Source organism: Pseudomonas sp. AC016 (genome assembly GCF_979253365.1).
This window is the reverse complement of the sequence record NZ_CEEDCC010000001.1, coordinates 4,292,976-4,307,942: the sequence shown is the minus strand read 5'-3', so window position 1 is coordinate 4,307,942 and position 14,967 is coordinate 4,292,976. Positions and strand designations below refer to the sequence as shown.

The 14,967-nt window shown below is 55.1% G+C and carries 9 protein-coding genes, 1 tRNA gene and 2 pseudogenes; 8 read left to right on the top strand and 4 right to left on the bottom strand.

Annotated features, from left to right (window positions below; all coding sequences use genetic code 11):
* Positions 1-612 precede the first annotated feature (612 nt).
* Positions 613-1,662, bottom strand: coding sequence for an acyltransferase family protein (locus tag AC0IXS_RS19335; RefSeq protein WP_057409453.1), 1,050 nt, complete (start codon positions 1,660-1,662; stop codon positions 613-615).
* 112 nt (positions 1,663-1,774) lie between these two features.
* Entirely contained in the window at positions 1,775-3,721 is a 1,947-nt protein-coding gene (locus AC0IXS_RS19330) for an acyltransferase family protein (RefSeq protein WP_137202149.1), read from the bottom strand.
* Positions 3,722-4,175: 454 nt separating this feature from the next.
* Here AC0IXS_RS19330 and rfbB point away from each other — a divergent pair, with 454 nt between their 5' ends.
* The 4 genes from rfbB to AC0IXS_RS19310 are packed head-to-tail and all read left to right on the top strand — an operon-like array spanning position 4,176 to position 8,018.
* Positions 4,176-5,249, top strand: coding sequence for a dTDP-glucose 4,6-dehydratase (gene rfbB / locus AC0IXS_RS19325; RefSeq protein WP_057409451.1), 1,074 nt, complete (start codon positions 4,176-4,178; stop codon positions 5,247-5,249).
* Positions 5,249-6,154, top strand: a complete 906-nt coding sequence (gene rfbD / locus AC0IXS_RS19320) for a dTDP-4-dehydrorhamnose reductase (protein ID WP_057409450.1) — start codon at positions 5,249-5,251, stop codon at positions 6,152-6,154. The genes rfbB and rfbD overlap by 1 nt, the downstream gene beginning before the upstream one ends.
* The gene (gene rfbA, locus AC0IXS_RS19315) at positions 6,151-7,041 is read left to right on the top strand and encodes a glucose-1-phosphate thymidylyltransferase RfbA (protein WP_057409449.1); all 891 of its coding nucleotides are present in this window, start codon (positions 6,151-6,153) and stop codon (positions 7,039-7,041) included. Before rfbD ends, rfbA begins: the two co-directional genes overlap by 4 nt.
* A gap of 44 nt (positions 7,042-7,085) precedes the next feature.
* Positions 7,086-8,018: a glycosyltransferase gene (locus AC0IXS_RS19310; protein WP_057409448.1), complete on the top strand. Its 933-nt coding sequence runs from the start codon at positions 7,086-7,088 to the stop codon at positions 8,016-8,018.
* A 25-nt stretch (positions 8,019-8,043) separates the two neighbouring features.
* On the opposite strand, the gene AC0IXS_RS19305 is transcribed toward AC0IXS_RS19310, so the two are convergent.
* Both AC0IXS_RS19305 and AC0IXS_RS19300 read right to left on the bottom strand, forming a co-directional pair.
* On the bottom strand, positions 8,044-9,009 hold the full coding sequence (locus tag AC0IXS_RS19305; protein ID WP_081021758.1) for a glycosyltransferase family 2 protein: 966 nt from the start codon (positions 9,007-9,009) through the stop codon (positions 8,044-8,046).
* A 170-nt stretch (positions 9,010-9,179) separates the two neighbouring features.
* Positions 9,180-10,199 carry a methyl-accepting chemotaxis protein gene (locus AC0IXS_RS19300; RefSeq protein ID WP_407072026.1) on the bottom strand — a complete coding sequence of 340 codons (1,020 nt, stop codon included), beginning with the start codon at positions 10,197-10,199 and terminating at the stop codon, positions 9,180-9,182.
* Between the two features lie 1,379 nt (positions 10,200-11,578).
* On the opposite strand from AC0IXS_RS19300, the gene AC0IXS_RS19295 reads away from it, so the two are divergent.
* The 4 genes and pseudogenes from AC0IXS_RS19295 to AC0IXS_RS19280 all read left to right on the top strand — a co-directional run.
* Positions 11,579-12,709, top strand: a complete 1,131-nt coding sequence (locus AC0IXS_RS19295) for a J domain-containing protein (protein ID WP_191958063.1) — start codon at positions 11,579-11,581, stop codon at positions 12,707-12,709.
* Between the two features lie 118 nt (positions 12,710-12,827).
* Positions 12,828-12,904: transfer RNA gene (locus AC0IXS_RS19290), tRNA-Met, on the top strand.
* A gap of 237 nt (positions 12,905-13,141) precedes the next feature.
* Positions 13,142-13,705: pseudogene (locus tag AC0IXS_RS19285) on the top strand (MCP four helix bundle domain-containing protein); the annotation flags it as partial.
* A 618-nt stretch (positions 13,706-14,323) separates the two neighbouring features.
* Positions 14,324-14,839, top strand: a pseudogene (locus AC0IXS_RS19280) (methyl-accepting chemotaxis protein); the annotation flags it as partial.
* Positions 14,840-14,967 lie beyond the last annotated feature (128 nt).

Sequence of the window (14,967 nt, the reverse complement as noted above, 5' to 3'; positions counted from 1 at the left end):
TTACCAATGGCCGGTCACTTGAAAAACTATTCATCCCTAGCCGCGCTCCTACTTTTGCACTTCAACAATAAGGTATCCAACAACGCAATCAAGCAGTCACAACATAAAGAGTGGAAGCTGAGGGTAGAAAGGCCAAAGTGGCATGAGCAAAACATCGCCCCTGCCAGGCCATGACAGCCCTTTACTTGCCGCTTCTCCAGTGCAGCCTACACATTCGACACGCGCGCGCCCCGTTGCCTGGGTCGTGCGTCAACCCCTTTAAGGTCTCACCTCCGAAACAGCGCATTCTACCGAAAATGTAAGAATGCTGGACACTATTTCGGTGTTTCAGTGCGTTGGAGGCAGGCTTGATGCATGTCAATTTTTTCATCAAAAACGCATCGTTTGGCAGCGCAAACTCGCAGGTGTCAGTCACCGCGCGCAGAACGGTACACGAAACGCCATGGCCGGAAACTGACAGACGGCAGTCAAGGCCCACTGCGACTCATTGCAAGCGCAGCGGCCTCATCAAGTAAAGTCAGCCTTGACCACGAAGGGTTTGAGGTCGTTCGCACGCGACCTGAAACGTTGTTGAATGGGCGCAGAGCTCCGCAAGTTCGGCAAAAAACATGCTTAATGAGCGAGTACCGGGGTGAGGCCTGTGCTCCTTTCAACCGCCTCCCTCAGCCTGCCCATTGACGGTTTTTCGATCATTACGTAGGAAAGCCATGCAATGGCAACGCAAATTGTTACCGTTACCACGGCTCGGATTATCTGGTATTCAGCCCAGCCCGGCACAACGCGATCAAAGAAGCCAATATGGTATTCCATGATGTGAATAACTTGATAATGCCAAATATAAAGGCTGTAGGAAATAACACCCAAAAAGACAATTGGCGACATAAGTACACTGGTCAGCCTGCTGCACTTTCGATCAAGTGAAAGTGATAAAAAGACAAGGGTCAGGGCCACACCGATCAATGCTGGCATGTATTCACTGAAACTGTCATCCACGAAGGAGTACACGGCAAGCAATACAGTCATCAGACAAATCCCCACTCGCCTGCTGTGGCCGCCTTCAGCAATGAATACACCCAATGCAAAGGCGTAGAGGACCTTGGAAAACTTGAAATAGTCGACGACCCCCAATGCCAGGCAAAGGGCGTAGAGCACTAACGAAGCCACCAGGATGAGCGCTGTATTTCGAATATTGGCCATCAGCAACACCGCAGCCACTGCGTAGAACAACGCCTCGTGCGTCAGCGTCCATAACACCGGATTTATTTCCCTTGACACGTACGGGTACAAATCCTGAGACAAGACGAGATGCCTTAGTACGACCCACGCGTCGTGGCTGGGCACCCACTTGCTGCCTACGTACCCTATCAATGCCAATACTACGAAAAGATTGACAAGATACAGCGGCATAAGTCGGGTAATGCGATGTATGGCATATAACCTGAGCCCGCCAGGCAATCCGATCAACCGCAAACCCGAGCGCCAGATCAGGTAACCGCTCAGGCAGAAAAACATATACACCCCCACACTACCTAAAACACCTCTATTCGCCGTCAGCCATTCATTCGTGGCCAGGCGGGAAGCATCAGAGTGAGAGAAAAAAACCGCGGCGGCGGCGACTCCTCGCAAAGCGTCAATTGTTTTTGAATGCAGGTTGTAGGTCATTTTCTGGAATCGCTTTTCAAAAAGTACACACGCCACCTCTGCAAAAAACTACAGGCTGTGGGCCTGATCGTGCTCGAGAGGTACGCTTCAAGAACCTCTCGAACTGCCTATCTTATTGCTTGGCCGCCGAAACCTTTTCGGCTACAACATTTTTTGTGGCGTCATCGACAAGACTGCGAACGCTGGGTCCGTAGAGTTTTGCCCCCTCCTTTGACAGATGAGTCGCGTTGAAGAAGGCAGGTTTATTGTTGTCATCCAGGACCAGGCACCTATCAGCCGAAGGACACGTGGCCTTCATCATGTCGACGTACCTGACATTCTGCAGATTCGCCAGAGGCTGGTTGATTTTGTCTGTCTCCGGGCTTCTGTATCGAGAAGCGTAATACGAAAGGCCCGCGAGCCTGCCAAGACCGCTGACGATAAATGCGCTGTCTTTCAGCAGGTCCTTTCGTCCAAATACGTACACATCCGCTTTGGTCTGCGCTGTAATTTTGTTGATTGCCTCAAGGTAGTAAGGCTCAGCAAAATCACGCCAGTACATGGCGATGAATATTTTGTCCGCTCCTGAAATCAATGTCTGATTATTAGCTCTCTCAAGCGAGTCCTGGCAGCGTTTGACATAGGCGGGATCCTTGATGACGATAGGATTGACGCGAGTGTAGAAATCTTCTTCCTTGGCCTTGTCCAGACCTGGAGTCGCACACGCACTGTCGACAAGGCGGGAAACGACGTCGTAGTTGGCAAGATAGCCCTGCTCATTAAGAATATTGAGCAGATCGCCAGCCTGGGAGTCACCAATGACAAGGATTTTCTGCTTTTTGGATGCGGTGTCGAACCCTTCCCGTTGATTCAGGCTTTTGATGACCTCAAACACATAGATGGATGCACTTCTGTCATCGATTTTGACCATCTCTCTTATTTCCGCCGGTACTCTCCATCCCCAGCCGTCCTGCGCCCAGCTGCTTGCGGCGGGTACGATCACTGCGACAGAAGCGAGCAGCGTGACCAGCGAAAATTCAGCGCCGCTCATTCGCGACTCTCGCTGATGACGAAAAGGCTTCTCGACAAAGTGATAGAGAGCCAGCGCCAGAACGCCTGTAGAGCCGATCAAGCCGAACTTCACCAAGGTGCTTATCTGGTCGATCAACACATAGCTTACGAATACAAAAAGAGGCCAGTGAACCAGATAGAGGGAGTAACTTATCTCACCAATTTTTACAGCAAACCCGGACGATAACGGGCGGGCAAACATTGAGTTCCGTCCGCCCAGAATCATCAGGGCAGCACCCGCAGCAGGCACCAACGCTGCAAAGCCCGGAAACAACAGAGTGTCGCTTTTGAATACAAAAATCGAATAGCCGATCAGAGCAAGACCCAACAGGTAAGCCATATTGGCAATCAATCGACTGAGCGAGTAGCGCTCGGCAAACACGACCAGCCCACCGAAGAGAAATTCGTGCATCCTGAAAGGCGTCAGGAAAAATGCGCCTGAGGCGTCATGCTTGAGGTACTGGACAGAGGCAACCACGCCTACAATGATCAGGACAAGCACCGCGACAAAAGGTGTTTTAGTGAAACGGGTCAGAAGCAAAAGCACGACTGGCCATAACAGATAAAACTGTATCTCCACGCCCAGCGACCATGTGTGCAGAAGAGGCTTCAATGTCGACGCTGCGTCGAAATAACCGCTTTCGGCCCAGAAATAAATATTCGAAATGCCTGTCAACGCGTACACCGTTGAGCCAGACATGGGCTTGAAGTCGGACGGTGAAAAAAGGACAAACGCAGCAATATAGGACGATGCAATGGTGACGAGCAGGGCAGGAATCAGCCTCCTGACTCGGCGAAGGTAGAAATCTGCAAAATCGAATCGGCTTGTCCCCTTGCGATCAACGATCACCTTCGTAATCAGGTAGCCACTGATAACGAAAAAAATGTCTACCCCGACAAAACCACCTGAAAGAAGCGCCACCTTGAAGTGATAAAGAATAACAGCCAGCACAGCCACGGCTCGTAGACCGTCTATGTCAGGCCGATAGCCGGCTCTTGTATTTTGCATTTCCACTCCATGTAGTTCTTGAATACGCCGTCGGCATTATAGAGATGGGTTTCCAAGCGGCCTACAAGAGTTTCGCCGCAGCGACGTGGCCGCGCAAGAACGTGGCGCGTCCTGAATCAACATCTGACGTTCCTGTAAGAGCGTTCATACAGAATGGATCGATAAGTGAGCTTGCCGGAGCACTCGCCTCCAGCCCCCCATGCTCGGTCACTGACAGATGGCCTTGGCTACAGTCGAATCAGCTCGTATGACGCTTTGAAACGTTCTGCCAATCCATGCGTCACATCATTTAGTGGTAGGGATGACAATCTTTCCATGTAAAATGCCACCTCTGATTCATCGCTCAAAGCGCGCCGATATCCGACGCTATTAGAGAATCAAAGACAGCAGCACACTCAACCTTTGCTTCAACGGACCGGGCAGCGCCTTGTCATAACTCAAGGTAGATATTCTCTTGAAGATCCTAGTAACAGGTGGTGCCGGTTTTATCGGCTCGGCGGTCATTCGACATATCATTTCCAACACGTCTGACGCTGTCGTCAACGTCGATAAACTGACCTACGCAGGCAACCTCGAATCCCTCCAGGCAGTGGACAAGGACGAGCGCTACGCGTTTGCCCATGTGGATATCTGCAATCGTGAAGACCTGGACCGGATCTTCCACGAACACCAGCCTGACGCGGTCATGCATCTGGCAGCGGAATCTCATGTTGACCGCTCGATCAGTGGCCCGTCCGATTTCATCCAGACCAATATCATCGGGACCTATACGTTGCTTGAAGCTGCACGCGCGTACTGGAACCAACTGGACGAAGCGCGCAAGTCCAGCTTCCGCTTTCACCACATCTCCACTGACGAAGTTTACGGCGATCTGGAAGGCCCGGAAGATCTATTCACAGAGACCACTCCTTATCAGCCAAGCTCGCCCTACTCGGCCAGCAAGGCGAGCTCGGATCATCTGGTTCGCGCCTGGAGCAGAACCTATGGCCTGCCAACGCTGGTCACCAACTGCTCGAACAACTACGGTCCTTGCCACTTCCCGGAGAAATTGATCCCGCTGATCATTCTCAATGCGCTGGAAGGCAAACCGCTGCCAATTTATGGCAAAGGCGATCAGGTCCGTGACTGGTTGTACGTGGAAGATCACGCTCGCGCACTTTACAAGGTCGTGACTGAAGGCGAGATCGGCGAGACGTATAACATCGGCGGTCACAACGAAAAGCAGAACATCGAAGTCGTGCGCACGGTCTGCGCCCTGCTCGACCAACTGCGTCCGGACTCGGCCTTCCTTCCACACGAAAGCCTGATCACTTATGTCAAGGATCGCCCTGGTCACGACCTGCGCTACGCTATCGACGCCAGCAAGATCCAGCGCGAGCTGGGCTGGACACCGGAAGAAAGCTTCGAATCCGGGATCCGCAAGACAGTGGAGTGGTACCTCAACAATCCAGAGTGGGTAGACCACGTGAAAAGTGGCAGCTACCAGCAATGGATCGACAAGAACTACTCAACACGTGCCGATAAATAATGAAAATTCTTCTGCTGGGTAAAAACGGGCAGGTGGGATGGGAGCTTCAGCGCTCACTCACGGTTCTGGGTGAAGTGGTAGCACTTGATCGTCAAACGGTTGCGTCCGCCTATGGCGACCTGACGGGGGACTTGTCCAACCTGGACGGCCTGCGGAATACAATTCGTCTTGTTCAACCTGACGTCATCGTCAATGCTGCAGCTTATACCGCCGTCGACAAGGCCGAAAGCGAGCGGGAGATTGCGCATAACGTCAACGCGCTGGCCAGTCAGGTCATGGCAGAAGAAGCTCGCCATCTGGATGCACTGCTGGTCCATTACTCGACCGATTACGTCTTCGACGGCAGCGGCGATTGCTCCTGGAAGGAAACCGATGCTGTCTCGCCGGTGAACTACTACGGTGCGACCAAGCTGGAGGGTGAACGACTCATCGAAGCTTCGGGTTGCAAGCACCTGATATTCCGCACCAGCTGGGTTTACGCCGCACGCGGCAACAACTTCGCAAAAACAATGTTGCGACTTGCGAAAGACCGTCAGTCATTGAACGTGATTGTGGATCAGATTGGCGCTCCTACAGGTGCGGATCTGCTGGCAGACATCGCTACAGCGGCGGCGGTGCAGGCACTGGCAAGGCCTGAGCTTTGCGGCGTCTATCATCTGGCACCAGCGGGTGAAGTCTCATGGCATGCGTATGCGCAATACGTCGTGGATTTTGCGCGCGCGAACGGCGAACAGCTTGCGGTTCAAGAGATCAACCCTATTGGTACGATCGAGTATCCAACGCCTGCACGGCGTCCGCTGAACTCCCGTCTGAACACTGAAAAACTGCGCCACAATTTTGCTCTGCACTTGCCAGACTGGCAAAGCGGTGTAACCCGCATGCTCATGGAATCTCTGAATAAATGACCACGACTAATCGTAAAGGCATCATCCTGGCCGGCGGCTCGGGGACTCGTCTGCATCCCTTGACGCTCGGTGTATCCAAACAAATGCTGCCGATCTACGACAAGCCGATGATTTTCTATCCGCTGTCGGTGCTGATGCTGGCTGGCATGCGTGAAATTCTGATCATCTCGACGCCAGAAGACTTGCCATCCTTCCGCAAACTTCTGGGCGACGGCAGCCAGTACGGGATCCAGCTTACCTATGCAGAGCAACCGACTCCCGATGGCTTGGCGCAGGCATTCATCATTGGCGAAGAGTTCATCGGTGAGGACCCTTGCTGCCTGATTCTGGGCGACAACATTTTCTACGGTCAGCACTTCTCGGAAAACCTGCGCTCGGCCAGTCAGCAGACCAGCGGCGCAACCGTGTTCGGCTATCACGTTTCCGATCCTGAGCGTTTTGGTGTTGTCGAGTTCGACGAAACCGGCCGCGCCCTGAGCATCGAAGAAAAGCCGTCAGCACCCAAGTCGAGCTACGCAGTGACGGGTCTGTATTTCTACGACAATCAGGTTGTCGAGATCGCCAAGAGCATCAAACCTTCCGAGCGCGGCGAGCTGGAAATCACTGACGTCAACCGTGCCTATCTGGAGCAGAAGAGCCTGACAGTGGAAATTCTGGGTCGCGGCTTTGCATGGCTGGATACCGGTACTCACGAGTCGCTGCTGGAAGCGAGCCACTTCGTGCACACCATCGAACAGCGTCAAGGCTGGAAAGTGGCGTGCCTCGAAGAGATTGCGTATACCAATGGCTGGATTACTCCAGAGCAACTGGGCGAGCAGGCTCGCAAACTCAAGAAAACCGGCTACGGACAGTATCTGCAAAAGCTGCTTGAACTGGGCTCCTTTTAAGCCCGGCAGTTTCCCTTACTCCGTACCGCAAGGCTGTCGACAGTATGAGCGTCAATCATCCCAAGGTAGCCGTACTGTTGGCCGCTTATAACGGAATGGAGTGGATAGCGGAACAACTTCACTCCATCCTCAAGCAGACGAACACCTGCGTCAGCGTATTCATCAGTGTCGATCCATCCACAGACGGCACTGAGTCGTTTTGCTTGGCTTATGCAGAGCGCAACATAAATGTCACCCTGCTCCCGACCGCCGCCCCCTTTGGCGGGGCGTCCCGCAACTTTTTCCGATTGATCAGAGATGTAGATTTGTCAGCGTTTGATTACGTGGCATTTTCCGATCAGGACGACATCTGGTATTCGGACAAGCTGCAAAGAGCAACGTCTGCCATGGTGTCGGGCAACTACGACGCTTACTCCAGCAACGTGATCGCCTTTTGGCCAGATGGCAGGAGAATGCTTGTCGACAAGGCTCAGCCTCAGGCTCGCTGGGACCATGCGTTCGAAGCAGCAGGGCCAGGCTGCACGTACGTGATGAATCGTCGCCTGGCAGACGCATTCAAAGCGTCATTGGTAGCAAACTGGGAACCCTGTCAGCGCATCACCTTGCACGACTGGTATTGCTATGCCTACGCTCGCAATCATGACTTCAAATGGTTTATCGACCCCGTGCCAGGGATGGACTATCGCCAGCATGCCGGTAATCAGGTTGGCGCGAATACCGGAATAACGGCTTTCGCGAACCGTCTGAAAAAGATTCTGGGCGGATGGTGGCCCGAACAGGTATTGCTTATAAACGATCTGACGGGAGGCACCCAGGGGCTAAGGCTTGAAGGAAAAACGGCGTTTCTCGGGCTGGCTTTCCAGGCCAGGCACTGCCGCAGGCGACCAAGGGATAAACTGCTGTTTGTCATTGCCTGTATGGCAGCCTCCCTGTGCAAGGTAAGCATCAACGATGCAAAGAGCCCAGGCAGAAGCTGAGCGAGCCGCTATCGAAACGGTTTTGTTAAACCTTCCTCAGGCAAACAGCCAAAACAAGACTCATGTTTCCTCGTAGCGTCTGCCGGTAAAAACCGGCTTTCCTGAATGTTGACACGCGCTGGAAAAAGCCCGACCTACGACCATTGTCGAAATGGTCAAGCAATGCCCGGCTCTCTCCAGTGAGTGACTGCTCCATACCTCTGAGAATCGAAACATTCGCATCGTTCCATACGATGAAACGGCCGGACAGCATTTTGCGCAAACGAAGCAGCCTGTCACGAGTACTTGCATTGGCACCGATCAGATTGCCGCCGTGCTGACGGTAGTAAAGGGTTGGATCAGCATCGTAAAAGACGTAGCCGCCACACCCGGTTACCAACAGATAGGTCAGCCAGTCATGGACAATCAAAGGTGGCTTGTGCGGTAGCCGCATCAGCAAATCGCGTGCGGACCGATTGATCAGCATCGTATTAGCGCCAGCCAGACTTTGGACCAGTGCATTTCTGAACGAGGGGGGTTTACGGAACAGCGGGGAAACTCCGATTATATTTAGGTTAGCGTCGACCAGCCTGGTTCTGGAACAATAAAGGGCGGGTGTACTTTCACCAAGAGGATCGAGACAAGCGACACTTCTCTCCAGCTTGTCGCCAAACCAGACATCATCCTGATCACTGAAGGCGAAGTAATCGGCCTCTATCTCAGTCCGCTGGACAAGGGAGATAAAGTTTTCAGCAAAGCCGTTGCAAGGGCCTTTGAAAATGACCATGCGATCCCTACCCCAGCGCGCCTGGTAGTCAGCCAGAATGTGGTGGGTTTCGTCCGTAGATGCATCGTCAGATACGTACAAGACCCAATTGGGAAAGGTTTGCGCAAAGAAAGAATCGAGCTGCTCACTCAGGTAGGCGGCACCGTTGTAGGTGCACATAAGGATAGCGACGCGTGGAAGGCCAGTGTCGTGCGCCCCATGCGGCTGGGTGAGCTGAGTTCTCAAGAAACCGTCGCCTGCAAAAGGCCCGCATTTTACGCGTTGTCTCGACTTCCGTCAGTCACCAAATGAACGGATGCGCACCCGCCTATCCAACTTTTTTGATTCAAAGCAATAAAACAGGGAAAAACGGCCCCAAAAAGGGCTGTCTTTTGAATGAAGCATGCAAATGCCACTCACCCCAACCGAAACCGCGCCGTATTCCCACTCAACGCCTGGCTCCCCTGGCTCAGCGTATCCGCCGCCCTGTTCACCGCTCGAGCACCTTCAAGCAAGCGGCCCGCAGCCTGATCGACCTGCTGGATATTGCTGCTGACTTCGTCTGCCGTTGACGCCTGCTCCTCGACCGCTGTTGATATCTGCACCAGCGTGTCAGTCACGCCCTGCACTGCCGTGGCGATCTCGCCCAGTCGCTCGCCGAGGCCTGTGACCGAGCGCGCGTCATTGACTGCCTGCCCGCAAGCGGCCTCCATCAGGTTGACCGCTTGGGTCACGGTCGCACGCAGGCTGTCTACCGTCCCGGCAATCTGTGCGGTTGAGGCCTGAGTGCGTTGCGACAGGCTGCGCACTTCGTCAGCGACAACTGCGAAGCCACGACCCTGCTCGCCCGCTCGCGCAGCCTCGATGGCAGCGTTGAGCGCCAGCAGGTTGGTTTGCTCGGCGATGCCGCGGATAGCGTCTACCACTGACTGAATCTGCTGGCCCTGCTCGCTGACGCGACCAAGCGCGGCGGCTGTGTCGGTCAGGCGCTGGTTGAGCTGCTGGATGCTATCGGTTGTGCGCTGGCTGTCCTGGCTGCTTTGTTCGGCTATCTGGCGCGTGTGTCGCGCGCTGGCAGAGGCCTGTTCGCAGCTTCTGGCCACGCCTTGGGAAGTGGCTGCCAGTTCGGTTGCAGCGGCAGCGATCTGACTGATCTGCTGTTGCTGGTCTTCAACTTCGGTAAGCGTTCCGCTGGACTGGGCATTGAGCGTCAGTACCGCATCACCGACGCGAACGGTTTCCTGATTGACGCCCAGCAGGCTGGTGCGCAACTGAACGACTGCGACGTTCAGCGCACGGCTGATGGCTGCAAGCTCGTCGCGCCCCTGAACCGGAACCTCCACGCAGAGATTACCGTCCCGCAGCGACTCGGCCAGGGTGGTGATGCCGCTGGCACTGCTTCGAATCGAGGCCTGCAGGCAGGCAAACAGATACATTGCCAGCAACATCAGAACGCCGAACACCACCGCCAGCGGAATGAACTCCATGTTGGACGCGTCGTGGTAGTAGTCGAGTCGATCGTAGAGAGCCTTGAGCGAATGGTTACGGAAGTCACCCACGCTTTTAGTCAGCGCATCAATGCTGCGCTCGAACTCCTGCGGCTTGAGCTTGATAGTCCCGCCAAACATCCCTTCATCAAGCACTTTCAGCTCGGTGTTCAATACCTGCGTGACCTGCGAATACTGCTCCGCCCAAGGCTGCATCTGCGCCGGCAGCTTGGACATCAGCAAGGCGCCCGCCTTGTGCATCTGGTCTTTCGCGTCGTCGATGCGGCTGCGCAGGTCACGCATCTGCAAACGGCTCTGCAGGCTGAACTGGCCGGAGGCGACCGAGGTCTGGCCGATGCTGGACATGCGACCGATACGCTCGATGAGGTCTGGCACCTGCTGCGTGGAAAGCTGCATCAGCATGTACGTCTCGAGCCACGGATCGAGAATCAGCCCACTGTCCATGGCGATCTGCTCGCGCAACGCCTGAACGTTGCTCAGAGCAGTGGTAAAGCGGTCATAGCCATCCGGCCACCAGCCGACGGTCCGCAACGAAGCGGTGTCCATGCCTGCAACGGAGGCCTGAAGCGTCTTGTAGCGGTTCATCGTGTCGATGGGAGCACTTTCGGCGTTCAATGCAGTGCCGAGATTTTCGAGCGCCTTGGCGATGCGCGGATTGCCGGCATCTACGCTGGCCATGGCAGCTTTGGCTTCCGGGGTCGGTTCCTTGAGGATATCCGCCGCTTTCCAGCGCGCAGCGTGGTCGCGCTGTGCCGCCAGCTCGACGTTCAGGTCATCAAGGGCCAGCAACTGCCGAACGCCCGACTGCTCCCCCGAAATCACCGCGAGCTTGTTTCGGTAATCGGTCGCGATCACCCACCCACTGCCTACCAGCGGCAACATGAACAGCAGAAACAAGAGCTGAAACTTGCGAGCAAACCCGAAATGCCCCATCAGGCGCATACCCGGCGACAGAATACTGTTCATGTCCAGCGACTCCCCGTGAACACCTCACGCTTTCAAAAAAAGCAGAGCGGTGTCTTTTTCGAAAAAACGATAGCGGCAAAATGCCATGCTATTGATTCAATGGCGATACACATCGCTTCACATTGGTACGAAAAGCGCGGATGCCTATTCTTTTTTGTGGCGAAAAGCCTCGTAATTGGCGTTTCACCTTCCTTCAAGCAAGAACCGGACCGAGTCCACGGCACCCAAGGGTGCCTATATCCACAAATTATTCATTCTGAAAACCCGCCTGAAAAAGTAAACTTCGCCCCAAACAGCCGAAGGCTCGGCCCACCCAATCGCCTATCCAGGGAGGCCTCACCATGACCACACCGTTCTCTTCGCCACGCGTCGTCGCGCAGCCGTCCAGGCCCCAGTTGAGCAAAGAGCAGAAGAAATTCAATGCGCTGATGGAGAAGCTCGAAACCAAGCGTACGTTGCTCCAGCAGTGGCTTGAAGTCTGGACCACTTCCGAGCAGATCTGGAACGCCGAGCTGCTTCCTCTGTTCATCCAGCAGGAAGAAAACGACCTGGATCGACTGCGCCTGCTTGACCAGGCGCATGATCAGTTCCGTTTGAGCAAGAAAGACCGCGCCACACTGCAAGAGATCATCTTCGAACTCATCACAGGACTCATGGCTCAAGGGCGTGAGGAGGAATTGAAACAGCTGTACTTCAAGTACACCGGTAACGATTACGACGATGATGAACGCGAGGCCGCCGAGATGTTGCGCGCGTCACTGGAGGAAAAACTGGGAGTGGATCTGGGGGACGATGTTGATCTGAATTCACCAGAAGACGTCATCCACCTTTTCGGTGAACACTTCAAAGCTCAGGACGAAGAGGCGCAAGTCAATCAGGAACCCAAAAAGCCGTCCGCCAGCGACATCCGTCGCGAACAGGAACAGGCGGAGAGCAGCCAGTCGGTGCGCGAAATCTATCGCAAGCTGGCCAGCGCGCTGCATCCGGATCGCGAACAGGATGCCACCGAGCGAGACCGCAAGACTGCGCTCATGCAAAGGGTCAATGACGCCTATGCCCGAAACGATCTGCTCGCGCTGCTGCAGATGCAGATGGAAATCGAGCAGATCGATCAGGAACACATCGACAACATCTCCGAGAAGCGCCTCAAGCACTTCAACCTGATACTGCGCGACCAGTTGACCGAACTCGAGGATGAGATTCACGACCGCAAGATGATGATCAGAGAACGATTCCTGATGGAACCCGATACGGACATCCGACCCAAGACCGTTATTGCCAAGTGCACAAAGCATGTTGACGTCGTTCGTGATCACGTAGGGCATCTGCGTGATGAACTGACCCTGCTCACCGAGCCGAAAACCCTGAAGGCCTGGCTGAAGCTCCAGCGGGACCTGGCGTTGGACTACGATGACTTTGACGAATTCATGGACTTGAACGAGCCCGATCCATTCCGGGATCTGTACCGCTGAGAGCCCCGATAAAAGGGCTCCAGAAGAAAGCCGCCACCTAACCGGTTGATCGTACGCAATTATTTTTCACACAGACGCTTGACACATATCCGTTCTGCGCGAATAATGCGCGCCACTTGGCTACATAGCTCAGTTGGTTAGAGCATAGCATTCATAATGCTGGGGTCCGGGGTTCAAGTCCCTGTGTAGCCACCAAGTTCAACAAGAAGCCCGCCTAGTGCGGGCTTTCTTGTTTCTGGGCGTCCTTGAAGCCCCCTGCTCGTCCCCCGCTTATCCTCTCCTTACGCCTGCCCGATCACGATCTGAATTCTGATAAACATCGCTCGCTCGACTATCGACAGAAAACGTTTAATAGCTAAAAGCTAACGATCAGGTTACATATTCTTAATAGTCCAATCGCCTCCCCTCACGTATGGTCGCACCTATCAAGTGATGCCCCATCGCCATCACCACTTGACCCTCCCGAAAATCCGAGCCCTGATCATGAAAACACCCGTCCGCCTCGCTACCCGCATCGGTCTCGGCTTTGCCGCCATCGTGTCGCTGCTTGTTCTGATCACAGCCGTCGGCATGCAGCGTGTGGGTGTCATCGATTCCACGCTGCAGGATGTCAGTGACAACGCGGCAAAGATTCAGCGTTACGCCATCAATTTCCGGGGCAGTGTCCATAACCGGGCGATTGCCGTGCGCGATGCGGTGCTGGTGAATAACGACCGGGATCTTGCGTTTCATCTGGCCGAGGTGGCGAGTCTGGAGCAGGCCTATACCGACTCCGCGCAGCCCATGGACCAGTTGATCGGTCATGCCGGGGTGACGCGTGAAGAGAAGGAGCTGCTGCGCGCTATCAAGGAAATCGAAGTGAAGACCCTCGCGTCCAGCAAAGCGGTGGTCGACTTGCGCCGCACTGGCGACATTGCGGGCGCTCAGGCGTTGTTGCTGAGTCGCGCCTCTGGTGATTACAGCGAATGGTTGAAGCGCATCAATGCGCTGATCGATTACGAAGAAGCCACGATCAAGGCTCAGCTCAATGAGGTGCAGACCACTGCCAGCCGGTTTTCCGGTCTGATGCTGCTGGCGACCGGTGCGGCCTTGCTGCTGAGCATCATTATGGCGACCGTCATTATTCGCTTCGTGAAATCCACGCTGGGCGCAGAACCTGTCGAGGTCGCCGAGGCGATCCGGCGGCTGGCTGCGGGCGACCTGCAGCAGACCATCGTCACTGATTACCCCGACAGCGTCATGGGTGTTCTTAAAACCGCGCTCGCTCGGCTGGCTGACACCATTACCCAGGTACGCAAGGCGGCGCAGGAGGTGAATCATTCTTCCAGCCAGCTCTCGGCAACCTCCACACGCAACAACGATCACATCAGCCTGCAGACCCGTGAGGCCGAACAGGTTGCGACGGCGATCAAGCAGATGGCGGCGTCGGTGAGTGAGGTGTCCAACTATGCCTCCAGAGCCGCAAACGCCACTCGTGAGGCCGACAACGAGGTCGAGAGCGGCAATCGTCTGGTTGCGGGCACCACTCAGGCAATCGAAGAGCTGGCCGTGACGCTGGGGCAGACCACCACAACGGTCGAACAGGTCTCCAAGGACAGTGAGCAGATCGAGACGGTCATCGAGGTGATCAACTCCATCGCTTCGCAGACCAACCTGCTGGCCCTGAACGCCGCCATTGAAGCCGCCCGCGCCGGAGAGCATGGACGAGGCTTTGCGGTCGTGGCCGATGAGGTGCGCTCGCTGGCGACTCGCACTCAGGAATCGACTCAGGAAATTCGCGAGATGATCGGGCGCTTGCAGAGCGGAACCCAAGCCGCCGCACTCACCATGCGTGACTGCTGTGAGCGGGTGACCCAGACGGTTTCGCAGACTCGCGATGCTCAGAGCGCCCTGACAAGGATCAGTCAGGAAGTGGGTGCCATCAATAGCATGAACGCTCAGATCGCCAGCGCGGCTGTCCAGCAGAGCGCCGTAGCCGAAGACGTCGCGGTCAATATCACACGCATTCACGACTCGACCGTCAAGTCCGCCAGCGGATCCCTGCAGGTCGCGTCTGCCAGCATGGAACTGGAACAGCTGGCAGATCGACTTGCACAAAAGGTTGCCATTTTCAAAGTGGGCGGAGCCTGATGGTTTATGCTGTGACGTAACACATGAGCCTGGGCTGACGTCAGCACGTCGCCAGCCCTGGGAATCACTGGCACGAACATTTATTTTATTTATCTGCACCCCACGCCACGAATAGTGGCACTAAGACA

What these genes read in the sequence shown, in the direction of transcription:
- AC0IXS_RS19335 (WP_057409453.1), bottom strand. Translation starts at nt 1,662, where the DNA reads ATGACCTACAACCTGCATTCAAAAACAATTGACGCTTTGCGAGGAGTC.
- AC0IXS_RS19295 (WP_191958063.1), top strand. Translation starts at nt 11,579, where the DNA reads ATGACCACACCGTTCTCTTCGCCACGCGTCGTCGCGCAGCCGTCCAGG.
- rfbA (WP_057409449.1), top strand. Translation starts at nt 6,151, where the DNA reads ATGACCACGACTAATCGTAAAGGCATCATCCTGGCCGGCGGCTCGGGG.
- rfbD (WP_057409450.1), top strand. Translation starts at nt 5,249, where the DNA reads ATGAAAATTCTTCTGCTGGGTAAAAACGGGCAGGTGGGATGGGAGCTT.
- AC0IXS_RS19310 (WP_057409448.1), top strand. Translation starts at nt 7,086, where the DNA reads ATGAGCGTCAATCATCCCAAGGTAGCCGTACTGTTGGCCGCTTATAAC.
- AC0IXS_RS19330 (WP_137202149.1), bottom strand. Translation starts at nt 3,721, where the DNA reads ATGCAAAATACAAGAGCCGGCTATCGGCCTGACATAGACGGTCTACGA.
- AC0IXS_RS19300 (WP_407072026.1), bottom strand. Translation starts at nt 10,199, where the DNA reads ATGTATCTGTTTGCCTGCCTGCAGGCCTCGATTCGAAGCAGTGCCAGC.